The sequence below is a fragment of the Streptomyces sp. NPDC050856 genome, assembly GCF_040653855.1.
Taxonomy (GTDB): Bacteria; Actinomycetota; Actinomycetes; order Streptomycetales; family Streptomycetaceae; genus Streptomyces.
Genome location: NZ_JBFAGV010000043.1, coordinates 20,433 through 41,081 on the forward strand (window position 1 = coordinate 20,433; position 20,649 = coordinate 41,081).

Annotated in this window: 14 protein-coding genes, 4 tRNA genes and 2 pseudogenes; 10 read left to right on the forward strand and 10 right to left on the reverse strand. The window is 71.9% G+C overall.

Annotated features, from left to right (window positions below; translation table 11 throughout):
- Positions 1-49: 49 nt before the first annotated feature.
- From AB0H53_RS27025 to AB0H53_RS27040, 4 genes are all read right to left on the reverse strand, one after another.
- Positions 50-3,088: an FG-GAP-like repeat-containing protein gene (locus AB0H53_RS27025; protein ID WP_362118600.1), complete on the reverse strand. Its 3,039-nt coding sequence runs from the start codon at positions 3,086-3,088 to the stop codon at positions 50-52.
- Positions 3,089-3,281: 193 nt separating this feature from the next.
- Positions 3,282-5,519, reverse strand: coding sequence for a DEAD/DEAH box helicase (locus AB0H53_RS27030; protein WP_362118603.1), 2,238 nt, complete (start codon positions 5,517-5,519; stop codon positions 3,282-3,284).
- A gap of 207 nt (positions 5,520-5,726) precedes the next feature.
- Positions 5,727-6,338 (reverse strand): hypothetical protein, encoded by a 612-nt coding sequence (locus AB0H53_RS27035; RefSeq protein ID WP_362118606.1) that lies wholly within the window; start codon positions 6,336-6,338, stop codon positions 5,727-5,729.
- Between the two features lie 85 nt (positions 6,339-6,423).
- On the reverse strand, positions 6,424-6,657 hold the full coding sequence (locus AB0H53_RS27040; RefSeq protein WP_362118609.1) for a hypothetical protein: 234 nt from the start codon (positions 6,655-6,657) through the stop codon (positions 6,424-6,426).
- On the opposite strand from AB0H53_RS27040, the pseudogene AB0H53_RS27045 reads away from it, so the two are divergent.
- Together AB0H53_RS27045 and AB0H53_RS27050 are read left to right on the forward strand one after the other, a co-directional pair.
- Positions 6,588-7,304, forward strand: a pseudogene (locus AB0H53_RS27045) (XRE family transcriptional regulator); the annotation flags it as partial. The gene AB0H53_RS27040 and the pseudogene AB0H53_RS27045 sit on opposite strands and share 70 nt — an antisense overlap.
- A 79-nt stretch (positions 7,305-7,383) precedes the next feature.
- Positions 7,384-7,740, forward strand: a complete 357-nt coding sequence (locus AB0H53_RS27050; RefSeq protein ID WP_362118636.1) for a metallopeptidase family protein — start codon at positions 7,384-7,386, stop codon at positions 7,738-7,740.
- A 27-nt stretch (positions 7,741-7,767) separates the two neighbouring features.
- Here the strand turns inward: AB0H53_RS27050 and AB0H53_RS27055 are convergent.
- Positions 7,768-8,125, reverse strand: a pseudogene (locus tag AB0H53_RS27055) (metallopeptidase family protein).
- Positions 8,126-8,184: 59 nt separating this feature from the next.
- On the opposite strand from AB0H53_RS27055, the gene AB0H53_RS27060 reads away from it, so the two are divergent.
- The 4 genes from AB0H53_RS27060 (at position 8,185) to AB0H53_RS27075 (ending at position 10,084) form a co-directional block, all read left to right on the forward strand.
- Positions 8,185-9,717 carry a metallophosphoesterase gene (locus AB0H53_RS27060; RefSeq protein ID WP_362118612.1) on the forward strand — a complete coding sequence of 511 codons (1,533 nt, stop codon included), beginning with the start codon at positions 8,185-8,187 and terminating at the stop codon, positions 9,715-9,717.
- Between the two features lie 80 nt (positions 9,718-9,797).
- Positions 9,798-9,870 (forward strand) — tRNA-Glu (locus tag AB0H53_RS27065).
- Between the two features lie 38 nt (positions 9,871-9,908).
- A tRNA-Asp gene (locus AB0H53_RS27070) sits at positions 9,909-9,983 on the forward strand.
- Positions 9,984-10,007: 24 nt separating this feature from the next.
- Positions 10,008-10,084: transfer RNA gene (locus AB0H53_RS27075), tRNA-Phe, on the forward strand.
- Positions 10,085-10,276: 192 nt separating this feature from the next.
- Here the strand turns inward: AB0H53_RS27075 and AB0H53_RS27080 are convergent.
- The 3 genes from AB0H53_RS27080 to AB0H53_RS27090 all read right to left on the reverse strand — a co-directional run bounded on the left by AB0H53_RS27080 (position 10,277) and on the right by AB0H53_RS27090 (position 12,306).
- Positions 10,277-11,101, reverse strand: a complete 825-nt coding sequence (locus tag AB0H53_RS27080; RefSeq protein WP_362118615.1) for a cytochrome c biogenesis CcdA family protein — start codon at positions 11,099-11,101, stop codon at positions 10,277-10,279.
- Positions 11,098-11,847, reverse strand: a complete 750-nt coding sequence (locus tag AB0H53_RS27085) for a thioredoxin domain-containing protein (protein WP_362118618.1) — start codon at positions 11,845-11,847, stop codon at positions 11,098-11,100. The genes AB0H53_RS27080 and AB0H53_RS27085 overlap by 4 nt, the downstream gene beginning before the upstream one ends.
- A 63-nt stretch (positions 11,848-11,910) precedes the next feature.
- The gene (locus AB0H53_RS27090; protein WP_362118621.1) at positions 11,911-12,306 is read right to left on the reverse strand and encodes a hypothetical protein; all 396 of its coding nucleotides are present in this window, start codon (positions 12,304-12,306) and stop codon (positions 11,911-11,913) included.
- A 275-nt stretch (positions 12,307-12,581) separates the two neighbouring features.
- Here AB0H53_RS27090 and hrpA point away from each other — a divergent pair, with 275 nt between their 5' ends.
- The 3 genes from hrpA (at position 12,582) to AB0H53_RS27105 (ending at position 17,314) form a co-directional block, all read left to right on the forward strand.
- Positions 12,582-16,565: an ATP-dependent RNA helicase HrpA gene (gene hrpA / locus AB0H53_RS27095; RefSeq protein ID WP_362118624.1), complete on the forward strand. Its 3,984-nt coding sequence runs from the start codon at positions 12,582-12,584 to the stop codon at positions 16,563-16,565.
- A gap of 159 nt (positions 16,566-16,724) precedes the next feature.
- Positions 16,725-16,799: transfer RNA gene (locus tag AB0H53_RS27100), tRNA-Asp, on the forward strand.
- Positions 16,800-17,047: 248 nt separating this feature from the next.
- Entirely contained in the window at positions 17,048-17,314 is a 267-nt protein-coding gene (locus tag AB0H53_RS27105; protein ID WP_362118627.1) for a DUF6274 family protein, read from the forward strand.
- A gap of 266 nt (positions 17,315-17,580) precedes the next feature.
- Here AB0H53_RS27105 and bldC read toward each other — a convergent pair whose 3' ends face one another.
- Together bldC and AB0H53_RS27115 are read right to left on the reverse strand one after the other, a co-directional pair.
- A complete protein-coding gene (gene bldC / locus AB0H53_RS27110) occupies positions 17,581-17,787 on the reverse strand; it encodes a developmental transcriptional regulator BldC (RefSeq protein ID WP_003949541.1) in 207 nt (68 codons plus the stop codon).
- A 651-nt stretch (positions 17,788-18,438) separates the two neighbouring features.
- Positions 18,439-19,284 (reverse strand): hypothetical protein, encoded by an 846-nt coding sequence (locus tag AB0H53_RS27115; protein ID WP_362118630.1) that lies wholly within the window; start codon positions 19,282-19,284, stop codon positions 18,439-18,441.
- Between the two features lie 154 nt (positions 19,285-19,438).
- Between AB0H53_RS27115 and AB0H53_RS27120 the strand changes: the two genes are divergently transcribed.
- On the forward strand, positions 19,439-20,530 hold the full coding sequence (locus tag AB0H53_RS27120) for a Glu/Leu/Phe/Val dehydrogenase dimerization domain-containing protein (protein ID WP_362118633.1): 1,092 nt from the start codon (positions 19,439-19,441) through the stop codon (positions 20,528-20,530).
- Positions 20,531-20,649: the final 119 nt, after the last annotated feature.

The following is a 20,649-nucleotide window of genomic DNA, read 5'->3' on the forward strand; positions in this document are numbered from 1 at the left end:
TGTGCCGGTCGCCGTGACCCGCCTGCGCCGGGTGCTCCCCGACCGGCCGTCAGTGGATCGAGCCGTACCGCTGCCAGCCGGTGCCGATGACGACCGTGCCCCTGAACGAGCCCTTGCCGTCACCGCTGTTGCGCATCAGCTTGCCGCTGGTGTCCCGGGAGACGAGGTCGTTCCTGCCGTCCCCGTCGATGTCGCCCGCGCCCACGAAGGCGTTGCGGCCGGCCCCCCAGTCCTTGAAGACCAGCACCCGCGCCTTCAGCGTGCCGGTGCCGGTGCCGTCGTACCGCCACAGCTCGCCGCCCGCGTCCCGCGCCAGCAGGTCGCCGTGCCCGTCGCCGGTCAGGTCGCCGGCACCGACGAGGGTGAGGCCGGTGAACGAACCGGCCAGCCTCACCCCGCCCTTGAGGGCTCCGGCGCCGTTGTCCGCGTACAGGTACAGGGCGCCGGTGGAGCGCTGGCGGGCCAGCAGGTCGGCGCGGCCGTCACCGGTGAGGTCGCCGGGCGTGACCAGGGCGTCGAAGGCGTTGAAGCCGGAACCGATCCGCACCTTGGGCCCGGTCGCGGCCGGGACGCCCTGGCAGCGGCCGCTGTAGCGGTCGAGGTCACCGGCGGTGGTACGGACGACCAGGTCGTTGCAGCGGTCGCCGTCCATGTCCCCGAAGGGCAGCACCTGGTTGACGTCCGACCAGCCGCCGCGCTGCGAGAGGCTCGCGCCCGAGTCCGATGCCGCGGTCATGCCCTCGTGCGCCGAGAGCGTGGCCGCCTGCTTGGTGAACAGCTCCGCGACACCGTTGCCGCCGTAGTCGCGGAAGCCGGTGGCCCCGCCCGACACGGCGATCCTCCCGCCCTGCACCACCCGCGTGCCCTCACCGGCGTCGGCGCTCAGCGTCCAGGTGTGCGGTTCGCCGGACACGATGCGCCCGTCGTCGCCCCTGCCGTCCCAAGAGACGCTGATCCGCGCGCCCGCGCGCTCGGCGGAGGCGATGGTCCGTACGGTGCGGCCCCCCGCGTCCTTGATGGCGACGCCCCAGCGCACCGGCGGCCGGGAGAGCTGCCAGGCACCGTCCCAGGCGGGGTTGTGGTCGGCCCCGGCGCCGATGGCGATCCAGTCCTCCACCTCGGACTCGACCAGACCGACCGGGGAGCGCGGCACGGTCACCGGCCTGATGCGGATCCGCTGCTCGGCGTCCGTGTACGCGACGTGCCCGCCGAACTTGTCGACGGCCCACGGCGCGTCGCCCGGCACGTCCGCGAACGGGGTCGTCGCCGCCGCACCGGTGGCCGTGTGGAAGTCGGTGAGCAGCAGCCTCTCGCCCTCCTCACGGACCAGGAAGCCGTCCCCGAGGCGTGCCCGGCCGGCCGGGACGGGCGTGCTCGTGCGGGTCTTCTGGTCCCACACCCCCGCCTTGGCGCTCGCCCCGGAGCCACAGGTCCAGTGGACCCACCGGCCGACGGCCTGGAGCTCGTTGGGCACGCACCCCGAACCGAGCGCCAGGTCCGGCGAGGTCTTCTTCGACTTGAGGTCGTACCAGGCGACAGTGCCCGCGCTCCGGCCCGGCGTCCACAACGTCGTGCCCCAGACGGTGGCGGCGGACGAGGGCCGGGTGAGGGCGACATGGCCGTTGCGCGGGCTGCCCAGGTCGCCGATGTACTGGGTACCGCCCGGAGCGTCGATCACCGAGTAGCGGCCGGTGGCGTCCACGATCCGGGAGTCGGCCGGTACGTCGATCACCTCCAGGCTCGTGTCGTCGATCGGCACCTGCACCGCGCCGTGGGGCGAGGCGTAGGCGGTGCGGCCGTTGCCCGGCGCGGACAGCTCGGTGGGCACGCCCGAGGCCAGCCGGAACCGCAGCGCGCGCTCGCCCGGGACGGGCGTGCCGGTGACGGCCACGTCGTGGTCGTACAGGGAGACGAATTCGCCGCCGTCCGCGTCACTCACGTAGCTGAGCTTGCCGCCGCCCAGCGCCAGCGCATGAATCCTGGCGGTGACCGGAGCCACCTCGAGGACCGTGGACAGCACCGGCGCGCCGTCCGGACCCGCCGTGACGCGGCGTACCGCCCAGTCCTTCGCGCCGCTGCCGCCGGTGACCAGGACGCTGCCGTCGGGGGCGGTCGCGAAGTGCTCGTCGGAGTAGCGCAGCAGCTCGCGGGGCTCGCCGCCGGTGACCGGCATGGCCTGGAGCCGCCCGCCGGGCGTGTGCTGCTTGGCGTACGGGTCCAGCAGCCGGCTGAAGACGATCCAGTCGCCCACCACCGCGAACCGCGCGAACGTCCGCTCCGGGCCGGCCGGCGCCGGCATGGTCAGGGTGACCGGAGCCGCCCGCGGGTCGTTCCGGTCCAGGGTGGTGACGGTCGCGTTCTCGTACGGCCAGGTCAGCAGGTGCCGTTCACCGAGTGCGACGTAGCCGCCCGGGGCGAAGTCCTTGGGCAGCGCGGTCAGCCGCGCGGTGGCGTAGTCGAGCAGGTGGAGGGCGGCGGCGCGGTCGGGCGCGGTGAGCACCAGTACGGCGCCCCGGCCGTCCTGCTGCTGGGCGTGCGTCCGGATGGCCTTCACACCGGCCGGTACGCCCTCGACGGGGCTCACCCGGGTGGCGCCGTCGACGGTGCGCAGCACGCTCAGCTCGCCGATCAGACCGTCCACCAGCCGGTAGGCGGTGACGGAGTCCGCGGTGTACGCGCCGGACCAGATGTAGCCGGCGGGCATCGTCACGGTGGTGACCTCGCCGGTCGCCAGGTCGGTGACGGCGACCGGCCTGGTGCCGTCGGGCGCGGTCTGGCCGAGTGCCGCCCGCATCCCGGAGTGCCCGGTGGCGACGGCGGGCGTGATGCCACGGGTGCGGCCGGTGGCGTAGTCGGTCCACAGCCTGCCCGTGCTGCCCTCCTGCTGGTGCAGGAACCCGGTGGCACCGGCTTCCACGAGCGTCTCGTCCCTGGGCAGGAACCGCGCGCCGGCGGGGAGTACGGCCTCCTGCGCCACGGGCGGGTCGGCGGCGTACGCCAGGGGGGACGCCAGCGGGCCGAGACCGGCGCCGACCGATATGACGACGGCCGTGGCGGCCGTGCGCCGGAACAGGGAACCTCTGTGCACGAGATGTCCTCCAGGGGGACGTGGATCGGCCCGCGGGACGCCCGCGCGGCACGGCGATCCGTGCCGCGTACGCGATCGATGAAGGGAGACCCCCCGGCCCCGGGCGAAGCGGATCGTAACAGGACAGGGCCCGTACCTCACTTGGAGGTACGGGCCCTGTCCCGATTCGTCCGCGCGGTCACGCGGTCACGCGTCAGCCGTTGCGCTTCCAGCGCGGCTTGTCGTCACGACGTCCGAAGGAGGAACCGGAGGCCGAGCCACCCCGGTGGTCGTCCCGGCGGCCCTGCGGCCGGTCGTGGCCACCGGTGCGGAAGCCGCCGCCCGCCGGGCGGTCGTCGCGACGGTCGCGGTTGAACGGACGGTCGGTGCCGCCACGGTGGTCACGGCGCTCGAAGGGGCGGCCACCGCGGTCGTCGCGGTTGAAGCCACCGCGGTCGCCGTCGCGGCGGTCGTCACGGCGGAAGCCACCGGTGGGACGGTCGTCGCGGCGGTCGTCACGGCGGAAGCCACCGGTCGGACGGTCGTTGTCGCGGCGGAAGCCACCGGAGGGACGGTCGTCCCGGCGGAAGCCACCGGTCGGACGGTCGTCGCGGCGGTCGTCACGGCGGAAGCCACCGGTCGGACGGTCGTTGTCGCGGCGGAAGCCACCGGTGGGACGGTCGTTGTCGCGGCGGAACCCACCACGGTCACCGTCCCGCCGGTCGTCGCGGCGGTCGTCACGGCGGAACCCGCCGGAGGGACGGTCGTTGTCGCGGCGGAACCCACCACGGTCACCGTCCCGGCGGTCGTTGCCCCGGCGCTCGAAGTTGCCCCGCTCGTCACGGCGCTCCCGGCGCTCGTAGGCCGGACGCTCGTCACGCGACTCGCGCGGCTCGCGGACCTCACGGGTCTGCTCCGGTACGGAGGCCGACACCGCGGCCTCGACCTCGGCCTCGGCGGCCTGGGTCACCTCGGCGACCGCGGCCTGCGGGTCCTCGCCGCGCTCACGGGCGGCACGCGCCACCAGGCGGTCGGCCTCCTCGCGCAGCTCGACGGCCCGGCGCTGGAGCCGCTCCAGCTCCTTGGTCAGGTCGGCGACCTCGCGCTCGGCCTGCTTGGCGGCGTTGTTCGCGGAGTCGGCCTGCACCTCGGTCAGCGACCGGGCGCCGGTGATCTCGGCGACCTCCGGGTCGAACGCCCCGGCGCCGCCCACGATGTGGCGCGAGGCGTCCACGCCCGCGTCCTCCATCAGGCGGAAGATCTGGCGGCGCTGGTGCGGCAGGGCCAGCGAGACGACCGTGCCGGACTTGCCGGCGCGGGCGGTGCGGCCCGAACGGTGCAGGTAGTCCTTGTGGTCCCCGGCCGGGTCCACGTTCAGCACGAGGTCGATGCCGTCGACGTGGATGCCGCGGGCGGCGACGTCGGTGGCGACCAGGGCGTTGACGTAGCCCTTCTTGAAGTCCTCCAGGACGCGCGTACGGGCACCCTGCGTCATACCGCCGTGCAGGGCGTCGGCCTTGACGCCGGTGTCCTGGAGCTGCTCGGCGATACGGTCGGCGCCGAGCTGGGTGCGGACGAAGATGATCGTGCGGCCCTTGCGGGCGGCGATCGCCGCGGTGACCGGCGCCTTGTCCTTCGGCTTCACGACCAGGACGTGGTGGGTCATGGTGGTGACGTTGCCCTGGGCGCTGTCGACCTCGTGGATGACCGGGTTGGACAGGTAGCGCTTGACCAGCGTGCTGATCTCGTTCTCCATGGTGGCGGAGAAGAGCATCCGCTGGCCGCCGGCCGGGACCTGGTCGAGCAGCTCGGTGACCTCGGGCAGGAAGCCCAGGTCGGCCATCTGGTCGGCCTCGTCGAGCACCGCGACCTGGACGTTCTCCAGGGAGCAGGCGCCGCGGTTGATGACGTCGCGCAGCCGGCCCGGGGTGGCGACGAGGATGTCGACACCGCGCTCCAGCGCGTAGATCTGGTTGCCCATCGACGTACCGCCGCAGACGACCTTCATCTTGAGGCCGAGCACGTCGCCGTACGGCTGGAGGGCGTCCGCGACCTGCATCGCGAGCTCACGGGTCGGGGTGAGGATGACGCCGCGGGGCTTCTTCTTCTCGGTGTGGCCGCCGGCCAGGGTGCCCAGCAGCGGCAGGCCGAAGGAGAGCGTCTTGCCGGAGCCGGTACGGCCGCGGCCGAGGATGTCCTTGCCGGCCAGGGCGTCCGGGATGGTCGCGGCCTGGATCGGGAAGGGCGTGGTCACACCGTTCTGGGCGAGCTTGCGCACGACGCCCTCGGGCAGGCCCAGGTCCGCGAAGGTGATCTCGGGAACCTCGGGCGCCTGGGGAGCCTCGGCGACGTCCTCGGCGGTCTCGCCGGCCGGCTGGTCGACGGCGGCGGCCTGGTCGACGATCTCGTCGTTCTCGGGCAGGACGGCGTGGTCAGGGGTGAAAATGGACATGCGAAATGCGAAACCTTCCGGAGTCTCGGCACGCGCCCGTCAACTCCGTGTTTCGCAATTCGACCGCCTCGATGCGGTCAGCCACGGCAAGGGAGAGTACGCGCCACACGCGGCGCTCTGACTGTTCGGCGCCGGGCAAATGGGAAATGGGATCAAACGATCTACCACCATACGCACCCTCCCCCACTCGACGCAAACCGGGTCTTGTCAGGCCGGTGCGACCTGCGGTGATGCCATCGGCTCCGCCCACAGACCCACCTCCTGACGGCCGGGCATCGCCTGGGTGCGGCTGTCCGCGCCCGGCGAGGCGGTCGGCTGCTCCGTCGGGTCGGGGGTGGGCTCGGTGGAGGGCGTGGGGGTGGGCGTCGGCTCGGGTGGCGGGGTGGGCTCCGGTGCCTCCGGGGAGGGGGTCGGGGTGGGCCCGCCGCCACCCGTACCCCCGCTGCCGGTGTGCCCGGTCGGAGTGGGCGCCGGCGGGCGTCCCGGCCGGGCCCCGGGCTCGGCCGCCCCGCCCGCCGGCGGCCCGGCGGACGGGGCCGCCGAGGCGCTCGGCTTGCGCGGGACCGTGCCGGGCACCTTGCCGCCCGGCTTTCCGGCCGGGTCGTGCACGGTGCGGGTGTCGTGCCGGGCACCGCCCGGCGCCGCCGCCGCGCCGCCGTCCGGGCCGTCGCCGGCGTCGGCCGACGGGTCGGTGGACGTGCTGGGCGCGGGCCGGGCGGTGTCGTCGGTGACGCTCATGCAACCGCTGAGGGAGCCGGCGGAGGCCGCGACCGCCACTGCGGTGACGGCCCATCGGACGGGGGCGGGCAGCTGGCGCACAGGGCTCCTCCACGGGCATGGGGCAGGGGTCACCCTGTCCAACTCCCGTTCCCCCGTAAGGGACACGCCCGGACGTGTGGTGTTGTCAGCCGTACCCCAGCTCGTGCGGCCGCTCGTCGTCGATCCCGAAGCGATGGGCGATCTCGTGCACGCGGGAACACCCGCCGGACAACTCGGGGCCGATGGTGAACCCGGCCGCGCGGATCGCGGTCTTCGTCGCCTCCATGGCTGCTCTGCCCGCTCCGGGATCTGAGCCGGTCTCGTCGTCGTCCGGGACGTGGTGGACGTGGTCCACGCCGAGCGCTTCGGCGAAGGCCACGTAGGGGACGCTCCGCTGGATGCACGCGTGCCGGAACAGGTCCACCCGAAGGAACGGGGGAGCGGCTCGGCGAGCGTCGAGGCCGCCAGGAAGGCCGCCATCCGGCTCACGCCCCGCTCACCCTGGTCGTCGGACAGCTCCGGCCAGGTCTTGCGCACGTCCCGGGCGCAGACGGATCGGGAGGACATGACATCGACGCTGGTGCGGGGGGTGTCACCTCCGCTGCTACGAGCGCCACGCCGGTCACCGGGGAGACGTTCTCCGGGGTCTGGCTCAGCCGATACGAGTTCCACTCGTCCAGCCGGGACGCCGCGTACGACGGCAAGCACTACCTGGTGATCGTCCAGCACGGGAACCGGCTGACCGCTCAGAGCCTGCCGGGCGCGTCCAGCAACCCGGACAGCCCGCTCACCCTGGATCTCACCGTTGATCGCAACGTGGTGACCGGCTCGTGGGTGGAGCGGACAGCCGCTGACGGCTACTACCAGGGCGCCCGGTACCACGGTGCGAGTCAACTGCTGGTCGAGCCGACGGGCCGCCGGACGGCCGGAAGGTGGGTCGGCTTCGGCAAGGACTTCGACGTGAACACCGGGCCGTGGGAGCTGCGGCTTGTCGACCGGTCCACGAGCAAGGCAGCGCTGGAGCGGCCGAGCGCCGGAGTGACCGGCCGGAGGCTTCTCGCGCCTCTCCTCCATGGAAGTGATGTCCCTCACGGAGAATGGCGGTGTGCTGGAGATGACGCGAGAAGCCTTCGAAGAGCTGGTGGCCGATGCCCTGGACACGATTCCGCCTGAGCTGACGCGGATCATGGACAACGTGGCGGTCTTCGTGGAGGACGAGCCCCCGGCGGAGACGGATGATCCGGAGCTCCTGGGGCTGTACGAGGGGACTCCGCTCACGGAACGGGGCGAGTGGTACGCCGGGGTCCTGCCGGACCGCATCACGATCTACATGGGGCCCACGCTGCGCTTCTGCGAGACCGCCGAAGACGTGGTGGACGAAGTTGCCGTGACCGTGGTCCATGAGATCGCGCACCACTTCGGCATCGACGACGAGCGGCTTCACGAACTGGGCTGGGGCTGATCCCGGGCGGTCCCGGTCAGCCTGTGATCAGGCCGCGAGAGTCACCTGAACAGGGGATTCCTCACCCGAAGAGGTGTGCGGCGGGATATCGTGCACCACCGTCACCTCGGTCTCGGCGACCACGTCCTCGCGCGAGTCGCACATGCGCAGCGTGGGCCCCCGGTAGACGGTGATCCGGTCCGGCAGCACACCCGCGTACCACTGGCGCCGCTCGGTCAGCGGAGTCCCCTCGTACAGACCCAGCAGGCCTGCCCGGATCGTCCGGCGAAGGCTCGTCCTGCACGAACACCGCGACGTTGCCCCTCAGCCGTGTCAGCTCGGGCGGGATCCTGTCCAGCGGCTCGGCGACCAGTGCCTCGAACTCCTCGCGTGTCATCTCCAGCACCCCGCCATTGCCGGGGACGCACGGGCATGAGCGCCCCCTCACATGGGCATACGCCGCCCATGCCACGAGCCGTCGTCCGCGCCGTCCGCCACCGGGTACTGCGCCACTACCGCTCCCGGCGCACCTGCCCCACCAACACCCTCGTCCACGAGCCGCACCCCTACGCCCGCGCGCTCGGCCTGTTCGCCGTCGTGCTGACGGGCGCCTGGCTGGGGCTCCTGATCGTCGGCAGCGTCCGGACCCCGGTCGGGCCGATGGACACCAGCATGACCCTGCGCCCCTCCCTCACCGGCGGCACGAAGATCAACGTGTCGCCGCTGGGCGCCCTCGAACTGGATTCGCACACCGCCCCCGTCCGGCTGGACGTGGACGTGGACCAGCTCGACCCGGTCCGCGCCCAGGCCCTGGTCAAACACCCCGAACGGCTCGCCGGCCTCCAGGACGAGATCACCCAGGACGTGGCCGACGGCACTCGCGAACTGGCCCTGCGCTCCTGCGTCGCCGTCGTCTCCGGTGCCGCCGCGCTCGGCCTGGCGGTCTACCGCCGCCCGCGCCGCGCCCTGGCCTCCGGCGGCCTGGCCCTGGTCCTGCTGGCCGCGTCGGGCGCCTCCGCGTACGCCACCTGGAACCCGAAGTCGGTACTGGAACCGAGGTTCTCCGGGCTGCTGAGCAGCGCGCCCTCGGTGGTCGGCAACGCGCGCTCGATCGTCAGCGAGTTCGATGTGTACCAGAAGGAACTCGCCCTTCTCGTCACCAATGTCACCAAACTGTACGAAGCGACCTCCACGCTCCCGACGTACCAGCCCGACCCGGCCACCATGAGGGTCCTGCACGTCTCGGACATCCACCTCAACCCGGCCGCCTGGCAGATCATCCGCTCGCTGGTCGAGCAGTACCGGATCGACGTGATCATCGACTCCGGCGACACGATGGACCACGGAACCGCCGCCGAGAACGGCTTCCTCGACCCGATCGCCGACCTGGGCGCGCCCTACGTCTGGGTGCGCGGCAACCACGACTCCAAGGTCACCCAGCGGTACCTGGAACGCCTGCGGAACGTCCACGTCCTCGACGGCGGCCGGGCCGTCACGGTCGGCGGCCTGCGGGTGGCCGGGACCGGCGATCCGCAGTTCACGCCCGACCGCTCGGTCGTGACCCAGGGCGACGACGCCGAGCGCGCCGCCGGCCTGCGCCTGTCCGCCGCCCTGCACGCCCAGCGGCGCGCGGGCACCCCGGTCGACATCGCGGTGGCCCACAACCCGGTGGCGGCCCGTGAGACCGACGGCCGGGTGCCCCTCGTGCTGGCCGGGCACGTCCACCACCGCAAGACCGAGGTCCTGCCCCGGGGCACCCGCCTCAAGATCGAGGGCTCCACGGGCGGCGGCGGCCTGCGCGCCGTCCAGAACGACGAGCCGGAGAAGGTCCGCGCCTCCGTCCTCTACCTGGACCGCGACACCCGCCACCTCCAGGCCTGGGACGAGATCACGCTGGGCGGCCTGGGCCTGACGACCGCCGAGGTCAGCCGTCACATCCCGGACGAGAACCGCCCGGGCGCCCCGTCCCCCGCACCATCGCCCACCCCCTCCCGGTGAAGCGTTTTGGCGATCGGTCCCGACATCCCATATGCTTCTCACGTCCCCGACGCGCTGCGAAGTGTTTAGGCGGGCCCTTAGCCCTCATCGTCTAGTGGCCCAGGACGCCGCCCTTTCAAGGCGGTAGCACGGGTTCGAATCCCGTTGGGGGCACGCATTACCGTGTGCGAGACTTGTCTCGCGCAATGTTTGGTCCTGTGGAGCAGTTTGGAGTGCTCGCCACCCTGTCAAGGTGGAGGCCGCGGGTTCAAATCCCGTCAGGACCGCTGAGGTTTCACGTGAAACCTCGTGGCTGGGTAGCTCAGTTGGTACGAGCGTCCGCCTGAAAAGCGGAAGGTCGCCGGTTCGACCCCGGCCCCAGCCACCAGCCGAAAGGCCCCGATCCCCACCAGGATCGGGGCCTTCGTCGTATGCCGGGTCGTATGCCGGCCCACACCCCGGCGGAACCGGACCGGCGCAGGGTGCCGGACCGCAGAGGCCACCGGCGGTGGGGACGGGCGCGGAACGGCAAGGGGCGGGGATCGCACCCGGCCCGACCGCCGCCCCCGCCCCACCCGCCTCAGGCGCGTTCGCGGCGGCGCCGGCCCCGGACCGCCAGGGTCACCGCCACGACCGCCACCACGGCCGGCAGCAGCACCCAGTCCGGGACCGCCCGGCCGATGCCCGACGCCCACTCCTCCATCGCGTACGAGTCGTCCACGCCGAGCAGGCCCGGCAGGGCGGTCGTGCCGTCGAAGACCAGGAAGAGGGTGCCGAGCACCACGAAGAAGAGCCCCGACAGCAGTGAGGTGCTGTGCAGCGCCAAGGGCCCCAGCCGCAGCGGGCGCCCCCGCAGCCACCGGCGGTGCCCCAGGTCGTAGCGCTCCCACAGCAGCGCGAGCAGGAACAGCGGGACCGCCATGCCCAGGGCGTACACCGCCAGCAGCAGGCCCCCGTACATCGGGCTGCCGCTGAGCGCCGCCACGGTCAGGACACTGCCCAGGATGGGCCCCGCGCAGAAACCGGCCAGGCCGTAGACCAGCCCCAGGGCGTAGACCGAGACGGCGGTCGTCGGGCGGATCCGGCCGCCCGCGTCGGCCAGCCGGCGGGAGGCGAAGCCCATACCCAGCGTCTGCGCCACGCCCAGCACGATGATCAGCCAGCCGCCGGCCGTGACCAGCAGGTCCCGGTGACCGTAGAAGAGCCGGCCGGCGAAGGACCCGGCCGCCCCCAGGGGGACCAGCGTGGTGGCGAGCCCGGCGTAGAAGACACCGGTGCGGCCGAGCAGCCGGGCCCGGCTGTCGATCGAGTACGCGAAGAACGCCGGGAGCAGCAGGGCGCTGCACGGGCTGAGCAGGGCGAGCAGTCCCCCGAGGAAGGCGGCCAGATAGCCGATGTCCGTCACTTGGCCGCCTCCCGCTTCGCGGCCTCGATCGCGTCCGTGAACGTCCCCATCGGCTGCGCGCCCGCGATCGGCCGGCCGTTGACCAGGAACGACGGGGTGGAGGTGGCGCCCAGCGAGTACCCCTGCTCCTGGTCCCGGGCGACGGCCTGCCGGGCTGCGGCGCTGTTCAGGTCGCGGCTGAAACGGGCCAGGTCGGGAACGCCGGCCTCCCGGGCCAGCTCGGTCAGCCGGTCCGCGCCGAAGCCCTTCTCCTTCGCTCCCTCGGCGTAGGCGGCCTTGTGGAACTGCCAGAACCGGCCCTGCCGCCCGGCCGCCCAGGAGGCCCGCGCCGCGCCTTCGGACTCCTCGCCGAAGATCGGGAAGTTGCGCCACTCGATCCGCAGGGTGCCCTCGTCGACGTACTTCCTCACCAGCGCGGGCTCGGTGTCACGGGCGAACTTCCCGCAGTAGCCGCACATGAAGTCGGCGTACTCGATGAGCACCACGGGGGCGTCGGCGCGCCCCACCGCGAGCGGGTCCCCGGCGTCGCGCCTGGCGTACTTCTCCAGCTCGGGGTAGACACCGGCCCGCGGGGCGGCGGACGAGTCGGCCACCGCGGACGAGCCGGTCCCGGCGGGTTCCGCCGGTTCGGTGGGCTTGGTGGCGGTGTACGAGACGACACCGAGCAGCACGGCGGCGGCGACGACACCGGCGCCGATGGCGTACGGCTTCCTGGACGAGGACGACGAGGGGGTGGTCTGGGACATGACGGAGCTCCTGAGGGCATGCGGAAGAAACCGGCGGTACGCGGGGTGGTGAACGGCGCCGGGCTATACGCGCAGGACCGACAGGCCGACCGGGGACGGCGGCACGAGGTTCGGTGGCGCCCGCTCGGGCCGGACGTCCAGGATGGTGCCGTCCGGGCCCCACTCACCGGCCGCCACGCGCGAGTCGTACAGCGCGGGCAGTAGTTCGGCCGGCGAGTACCCGCGCGGTGGGGCGGCCGGGCGCAGGCCCCCCCGGTCGGACGGCGAGCCCTTGCCGCAGCCGGGCGGCTCGCCGTGGCCGGCGGCCATGACCACGGCGTCGTGCGGGCCGTCGGCGCGCGGCCCCTCGCCGCCGGTCCCCGGGCCGCCCCCGAGGCATACCAGGACACCCAGCAGCACCCCGGCCGCCACCAGCGCGGCAGCCGCGGCGCGGCACCACCGGCTGCTGGTACGGGGCATGGGAACGGCGCCTTCCAGGGTCACTCGGCCTTCCGCGGGCCCCGCCGGTCGTGCACGGGCTGCCGGCGGGCGACCGCTGATCGGCCTTCGGTCGGCCTTCGATGGGCCTTCGATGGGCCTTCGGTCGGCCTCTGATCGGCCTTTGGTCGTCTTCTGGTCGTCTTCTGGGCTCGTACAGGTCGGCCGACGACGATCGCCCGTCCCCGGCACGCCGGAAATGGTACGGGGAAATCGGTTCGCCACTCCCGAGCCGCGAGTGAGATCCTGGGTCAGGTATGTCTACTTCCTTCGCCGACCTCCAGACCCTGCTGACCGAGGTCTCGCTGCGCGAGGCGCACCGGCTCGGCCGCCGTCTCGAAGGCGCCCGCCGCATCCGCAAGCCCCAGGCCCAGCAGGCAGTGCTGGACGAGATCGCCGCCGAGGCGGCGAAGGCCGCAGCCCGGACCGCCGAGCGCGCGGCCCGGGTGCCGGAGATCACGTATCCGGAACAGCTCCCGGTCAGCCAGAAGAAGGACGTGATCCTGGAGGCGATACGCGACCACCAGGTCGTGATCGTCGCCGGTGAGACCGGCTCGGGCAAGACCACCCAGATCCCCAAGATCTGCATGGAGCTCGGCCGCGGTGTGCGCGGCATGATCGGGCACACCCAGCCGCGGCGGATCGCCGCCCGCACGGTGGCCGAGCGCGTGGCCGACGAGCTGCGGACCCCCCTCGGCGAGGCGGTCGGCTGGAAGGTGCGGTTCACCGACCAGGTGAACCAGGACGCGACCTTCGTCAAGCTGATGACGGACGGCATCCTGCTCGCCGAGATCCAGACGGACCGCGAGCTGCGCGCCTACGACACGATCATCATCGACGAGGCCCACGAGCGGTCCCTCAACATCGACTTCCTGCTGGGGTACCTCGCCCAGTTGCTGCCCAAGCGCCCCGACCTCAAGGTCGTGATCACCTCCGCGACCATCGACCCGGAACGCTTCTCGCGCCACTTCGGCGACGCCCCGATCGTGGAGGTCTCCGGCCGTACCTACCCGGTCGAGGTCCGCTACCGCCCGCTCCTGGAGGAGGATTCCGAGGACTCCGACCGCGACCAGATCACCGCGATCTGCGACGCCGTCGACGAGCTCCAGGGCGAAGGCCCCGGCGACATCCTGGTCTTCCTCTCCGGCGAGCGGGAGATCCGCGACACGGCGGACGCGCTCAACAAGAAGAAGCTCCGCAACACCGAAGTGCTCCCCCTCTACGCCCGGCTCTCGCACGCCGAGCAGCACCGGGTCTTCCAGTCCCACGCCGGCCGCCGCATCGTCCTGGCGACGAACGTGGCCGAGACCTCCCTCACCGTCCCCGGCATCAAGTACGTCATCGACCCCGGCTTCGCCCGTATCTCCCGCTACAGCCACCGCACCAAGGTCCAGCGGCTGCCGATCGAGCCGATCAGCCAGGCCAGCGCCAACCAGCGCAAGGGCCGCTGCGGCCGCACCTCGGACGGCATCTGCGTCCGCCTGTACTCCGAGGACGACTTCCTCGCCCGCCCGGAGTTCACGGACGCCGAGATCCTGCGGACGAACCTGGCCTCGGTCATCCTCCAGATGACCGCGGCGGGCCTCGGCGAGATCGAGAAGTTCCCGTTCATCGACCCGCCGGACCACCGCAACATCCGCGACGGCGTGCAGCTCCTCCAGGAGCTCGGCGCGATCGACACGGGCCAGACGTCCTTCCCGGAGGGGAGGAAGGGGCAGCGCCTCACCCCGCAGGGCCGGAAACTGGCCCAGCTCCCGGTCGACCCGAGGCTGGCCCGGATGGTCCTGGAGGCGGACAGCAACGGCTGCGTGCGGGAGGTCATGGTCATCGCTGCCGCGCTGTCCATCCAGGACCCGCGCGAACGCCCCGCCGAGAAGCAGGCGCAGGCCGACCAACTGCACGCCCGTTTCAAGGACGAGACCTCCGACTTCCTCGCCTACCTCAACCTCTGGCGCTACGTCCGCGAGCAGCAGAAGGAACTGTCCTCCTCGGCCTTCCGCCGGATGTGCAAGTCGGAGTACCTGAACTACCTGCGCATTCGCGAATGGCAGGACATCTACACGCAGCTTCGTACGGTCGCGAAGTCGATGGGCATCCACCTGAACGAGGAGGACGCCCCCGAGCAGCGCGTCCATGTCTCGCTCCTGGCGGGGCTGCTCTCCCACATCGGCATGAAGGACGTCAAGAACGCCGGTGGGGAAGGCGGGAAGAGCGCCGGGAAGAACGAGTACCTGGGCGCCCGCAACGCCAAGTTCGCGATCTTCCCCGGCTCGGCGCTCTTCAAGAAGCCGCCCCGCTTCATCATGTCCGCCGAGCTCGTCGAAACGTCACGCCTCTGGGCCCGGGTCAACGCGAAGATCGAGCCCGAGTGGATCGAACCGCTGGCCCAGCACCTGCTCAAGCGCACGTACTCGGAACCGCACTGGGAGAAGGACCAGGCGGCGGTGATGGCGTACGAGAAGGTCACGCTGTACGGCGTACCGATCGTGGCCCAGCGCAAGGTGAACTACGGCCGGATCGACCCGGAGGTCTCGCGCGAGCTGTTCATCCGGAACGCGCTGGTCGAGGGCGACTGGCGCACGCACCACAAGTTCTTCGCCGACAACCGCAAGCTCCTCACCGAGGTCGAGGAGCTGGAGCACCGGGCCCGCCGGCGCGACATCCTGGTGGACGACGAGACGCTCTTCGACTTCTACGACCAGCGGGTGCCCGAACACGTCGTCTCGGGCGCGCACTTCGACTCCTGGTGGAAGCACAAGCGCCGGGACGAGCCGGAGCTGCTCGACTTCGAGCGCGAGATGCTCATCAACGAGAAGGCCGGCACGGTCACCAAGGACGACTACCCGGACTCCTGGCGCCAGGGACCGCTCAAGTTCCGCGTCACCTACCAGTTCGAGCCGGGCGCGGACGCGGACGGCGTCACCGTCCACATTCCGCTCCAGGTGCTGAACCAGGTCACGGACGAGGGCTTCGACTGGCAGATCCCCGGCCTGCGCGAAGAGGTCGTCACCGAGCTGATCCGCTCCCTGCCCAAACCGGTCCGCCGCCACTACGTCCCGGCACCGAACTACGCGCGGGCGTTCCTGGAGCGGGCGTCGGGCGGCGACGCGGCGGCACGGCGGGAGCCGCTGCCCGTCGCGCTCGCCCGCGAACTGCAGCGCATGGTCGGCGTTCCGGTCACACCGGACGACTTCGACCTCGGCAAGGTCCCCGATCACCTGAAGATCACCTTCCGGATCGTCGACGAGCGGCGGCGCAAGCTGGCCGAGGACAAGGACCTGGAGGCGCTGAAGCTCCAGCTGAAGCCGAAGGCCCGCCAGGCCCTGTCCAAGGCCGCGGCGGCCTCCACCGGCCCCTCGGGGCAGTCCCTGGAGCGCGCCGGCCTGACGGACTGGACGATCGGCACCCTCAGCCGCGTCTTCGAGACCCGGCGCGCGGGCCAGCCGGTCAAGGCCTACCCGGCCCTGGTCGACGAGGGCGACACCGTCGCCGTACGCCTCTTCGACACCGAGGCCGAGCAGGAGCGGGCGATGCGCCTGGGCACCCGCCGGCTCATCATGCTCAACATCCCGGTGAACCCGGCCAAGTTCGCCTCGGACCGGCTGACCAACCAGCAGAAGCTCGCCCTCTCCCGCAATCCGCACGGTTCCGTCCAGGCGCTCTTCGAGGACTGCGCGACCGCCGCGGCCGACCGGCTGATCGCCGACCACGGCGGCCCGGCGTGGGACGAGGAGTCCTTCCGCAAGCTGTACGACAAGGTCCGCGCCGACCTGGTCGACGTGACGGTCCGCACGGTGGACCAGGTCCAGCAGATCCTGGCCGCCTGGCAGGCCTGTGAGCGCCGTCTCAAGGCCACCAACAGCCTGGTGCTGGTCCGCAACGTCCAGGACGTGCGCGAGCAGCTCGCGGCCCTCGTGCCGCCGGGCTTCGTGACCAGGACCGGCCTGCGCCGGCTGCCGGACCTGATGCGCTATCTGGTGGCCGCCGACCGCCGCCTCCAGCAGATGCCGACGTCCGTGCAGCGCGACACCACGCGCATGGAGAAGGTGCACGAGATGCGGGACGAGTACGCCTGGCTGCTGGAACAGCTCCCCAAGGGCCGGCCGGTCCCGCAGGAGGTCCTGGACATCCGCTGGATGATCGAGGAGCTGCGGGTCAGCTACTTCGCGCACGCGCTGGGCACCGCCCACCCGGTGTCCGACAAGCGCATCCTGAAGGCCATCGACGCGGCGGCCCCGTGACGGGGCGGTGGGCCCGGTGACGGGGGCGGGGCGGGGCCGTGACGGGGCCGGGCGGAGTGGTGACGGCACGGTCGCCCGGAGTGAGTTCGACCTGACCCTCTGACCTGCTGTAGAGTCTCACTCGCAGCCAAGCGCACAACACGAAGGGCTGCGAAACCTGGTCCTGTGGAGCAGTTTGGAGTGCTCGCCACCCTGTCAAGGTGGAGGCCGCGGGTTCAAATCCCGTCAGGACCGCAGTAGTCAGCGAGGCCCGCATCCTTCGAGGATGCGGGCCTCGCTGCTTTTCCGGGCCGATGCGCCGGCCCGCCGGCCACGGTCGCACCGCGCCGCGCCCGCCGCCGGGCCACACCAGCACCCCCACCCGCCCGGCGAACCGGAGGGCGCAGCTCCGCAACAGCCGGGGCCGCCCGCCGTATTGACCGCGCCGCCCGCCACCGGTACCCAGGCAATTGGGAAGCGGCGGCCCCCGCCGGAGGTGGCACATGACGGCATCCACAGTCAGGCACGAGACCCGCGCGCTGCTGCGCGCGCATCTGGCGGCCGCGTCCGGCTACCGCCACCTCACCCGGCACTGCCCGGTCTGCCACCGGCTCCTGCGGCTCGCCATGGAGCTGCCCGAGGAAGCCGCGGGGACCCGGCGAGGCGGCGTCACCGAAGGCGTCTGCGGCTCGCCCGAACCGGGTGGTACCGAGCGCGGAGTGACGGAAGAAGCCCCGGTGACGGGTGACGGACGCCCTGATTCAGTGTGACGCGAGTCACTTGGGGAGTTTTGGAAACCGCTTAACTTACACCCTTCCTACAACCGACCAATTTAATATGTGCAATTGCACCTCACCCCGGAACCATCGGCACACTCCCGGGCGAGCGGGCCTCCGGGGACAAAAAGATCGCGCTGGACCCGGCGGAGTCCAGCGCGATCAGTTGACGAACCCTGTTGGGGCAGGCGCCCGTCGATGGAGCTATGGGTGGGCTGTCCGGGTTGGGGGGCCCGGAAAAGCCCGGTTCATCAGGGTGTTCAGGCCTCGCTGCGCTGCTGCGGGATGCCCGCCAGCAGTGCGCGGACCTCCGCCTCGCGGTACCGGCGGTGTCCACCCAGCGTGCGGATGGACGTGAGCTTGCCCGCCTTCGCCCAACGGGTGACCGTCTTCGGGTCCACGCGGAACATCGTGGCAACCTCAGCGGGGGTCAGCAGCGGCTCGGCATCAGGGGTGCGAGCGGTCATGAGCGGCCTCCTCGGGAGAACCGAACCTTCTCGGTTCTTTCCTCTAAATTCTGCACCTTGACCCGCGTTGCCCGAAATGGCGGACGCGAGCCGAGTCGGTTATAGGACGAACGGCTTGTCCTCGGCACTACAACTACACCATCTGTCCAGCCACGTTCGGCCAAACCGATGGAATTGCCCTCTCAGGTGTTCATCAGCGGCGGAAGCCGATGGACCATGCCATAGCGGACAGTCACGTCACAGTGACGATCAGTCACAGAGCGATCAGGAGCCACCAGACCCCCCATAGCGTGCAATGCTGAGCCTTCCGCCCATAGTTGGACGGAAGGAGCCCTCCCCGGACTCCTTGTCCTATTTTGGCATGAGGTCGGGCGATGGGCGCAAGAGCCCCGTTAGTGCTATCCATCACGCTTGAGGCAAAGGCCCGGATCGGGACCTAGGGCCCGCGTCGGCGCTTCCGCAGGTCCCACGGGATCGACGCGACCCGGAGATCGACGCGACCCGGAGGAACCCTCGGCCCCACCGGTCGCCTCAGCTCCCGGTCGCCTCGGCCCCCGGTCCCACAGGTCGCCCCGGTACCGCCGGTCGCCGTGGCCCCGGTCACCTCAGAGGACACAGTCGGTCAAGGGTGCCCTCCCGGTCAAGATCACGTCAGTTGGCGAGCTGCCGGTTCCGCACCTCGCGCCACCGGATCGCCAGCCGCTCGTACGCCGCTCCCGCGCGCTCACCGTCGCCGGCCCGCAGGGCCGCGATGCCCTCCGCCACGTCCGCCGCCGACCGGTCGGCGGCCAGCAGGTCCCCGGACAGCACGTGCACCAGGCCGCCGTAGTCGAGCTCGACCATCGAACGGGGGTGGAACTCCTCCAGCCACCGCCCGACGTCCACCAGCCCCTCGGTCAGCGGCCCCTCGTCGGTCGACTCGCGCAGCGTCCTCAGCACCCGCGCCACCCGCCGCCTGGCCTGCACCATGGGCGTCCGGTAGCGCAGCACGGGTGCCTTGCCGGGGCCGCCGGGGGCCACGTACTCCCGCTCCTCGTCGGTGAAGAGCGCGAACCAGCGCACCGGCACCTGCCAGAGCGAGGCCCGGATCCACGGCCGGGCGTCCGGGTTGTCCTGCCGCCACCGTTCGAAGTCCGCCGCTGCCTGCGCGCGCACCACCGGCGGCAGCGCCGCGTCGAGCACCGGCGGGGGCAGCAGCTCCGGCAGCTCCGCCAGGGCCAGCCAGCCGCGCAGCCGGGTCCGCCACGGGCAGACGCACACGACCCCGTCCACCTCGGCCACGAACGCGTCGGCGCTCTCGTGCACCGGCACCGGCATCGGCGGGGTGGGCAGCAGGTCGGCCAGCGACCGGCGCAGCTCGTCCTGGGCGGTGGGGGTGTCGGCGCGCCGCGCGTAACGCGTCCAGTGGTCGCGCTCCGGCTCGGGAAAGGCCGCCAGCGGTTCGTACACCCGCAGGTACGACGTGTACGGGACGAGGAGCGAGGAGACCGCAGGCATGCGCGAATCCTTCCACGCCGGTACTCCTGGAGGGGGTGATCCTCCACACTGCGACCGACCTACGCCCAGGTAGGACTTACCCTCGTGCCCAACAGGTCCTCCTCTACCCTCTGGAGGGCTTCAAATCGCCGCTTCGTACTTGGGAGTCACCACCGTGACCGATGTGACCGACGGCGTCCTGCACACCCTGTTCCACTCGGAGCAGGGGGGCCACGAGCAAGTGGTGCTGTGCCAGGACCGAGCCTCCGGCCTCAAGGCCGTCATCGCCATCCACTCCACCGCCCTGGGCCCGGCCCTCGGCGGCACCCGCTTCTACCCGTACGCCTCCGTGGAGGACGCCGTCGCCGACGTGCTGAACCTCTCGCGCGGGATGTCGTACAAGAACGCCATGGCCGGTCTGGAGCACGGTGGCGGCAAGGCCGTGATCATCGGTGACCCCGAGAAGATCAAGACCGAGGAGCTGCTGCTCGCCTACGGGCGGTTCGTGGCCTCCCTCGGCGGCCGGTACGTCACGGCCTGCGACGTCGGTACCTACGTCGCCGACATGGACGTCGTCGCCCGCGAGTGCCGCTGGGCCACCGGCCGCTCGCCCGAGAACGGCGGCGCCGGCGACTCCTCGGTCCTCACCGCCTTCGGTGTCTTCCAGGGCATGCGCGCCTCCGCCCAGCACCTGTGGGGCGACCCCACACTGCAGGGGCGCAAGGTCGGCGTGGCGGGTGTCGGCAAGGTCGGCCACTACCTGGTGGAGCACCTGGTCGCGGACGGCGCCGAGGTCGTCATCACGGATGTGCGCGAGGAGTCGGTCCGCCGGATCACCGACAAGTACCCGCAGGTCACCGTGGTCGCGGACACCGACGCCCTGATCCGCACCGAGGGCTTGGACGTGTACGCGCCCTGTGCGCTCGGCGGGGCGCTGAACGACGACACCGTCCCGGTGCTGACGGCGAAGGTGGTGTGCGGTGGCGCCAACAATCAGCTGGCGCACCCGGGAGTGGAGAAGGACCTCGCCGACCGCGGGATCCTCTACGCGCCCGACTACGTCGTCAACGCCGGTGGTGTCATCCAGGTCGCCGACGAGCTGCACGGCTTCGACTTCGACCGGTGCAAGGCCAAGGCCACCAAGATCTTCGACACCACGCTGGCGATATTCGCACGTGCGAAGAGCGATGGTATTCCGCCGGCTGCCGCGGCCGACCGGATCGCCGAGCAGCGGATGGCCGAGGCCCGTTCGGGCGCGGCGGGCTGACCCCCGGCCCGGCCGGTCCGCCGCTTCCGGTCCACCGGCGGGACGGGCCGCCCGTGGGCCCGGAGGGGGCGCGCCGCCGCGGGCCCCCCGGGCGGGGGGGGGGGGCCGGGGTCGGGAGC

Coding starts and splice junctions, on each gene's coding strand:
- AB0H53_RS27060 (WP_362118612.1), top strand. CDS start 8,185: ATGCCACGAGCCGTCGTCCGCGCCGTCCGCCACCGGGTACTGCGCCAC.
- AB0H53_RS27085 (WP_362118618.1), bottom strand. CDS start 11,847: ATGTCCCAGACCACCCCCTCGTCGTCCTCGTCCAGGAAGCCGTACGCC.
- AB0H53_RS27090 (WP_362118621.1), bottom strand. CDS start 12,306: ATGCCCCGTACCAGCAGCCGGTGGTGCCGCGCCGCGGCTGCCGCGCTG.
- AB0H53_RS27105 (WP_362118627.1), top strand. CDS start 17,048: ATGACGGCATCCACAGTCAGGCACGAGACCCGCGCGCTGCTGCGCGCG.
- hrpA (WP_362118624.1), top strand. CDS start 12,582: ATGTCTACTTCCTTCGCCGACCTCCAGACCCTGCTGACCGAGGTCTCG.
- AB0H53_RS27030 (WP_362118603.1), bottom strand. CDS start 5,519: ATGTCCATTTTCACCCCTGACCACGCCGTCCTGCCCGAGAACGACGAG.
- bldC (WP_003949541.1), bottom strand. CDS start 17,787: ATGACCGCTCGCACCCCTGATGCCGAGCCGCTGCTGACCCCCGCTGAG.
- AB0H53_RS27115 (WP_362118630.1), bottom strand. CDS start 19,284: ATGCCTGCGGTCTCCTCGCTCCTCGTCCCGTACACGTCGTACCTGCGG.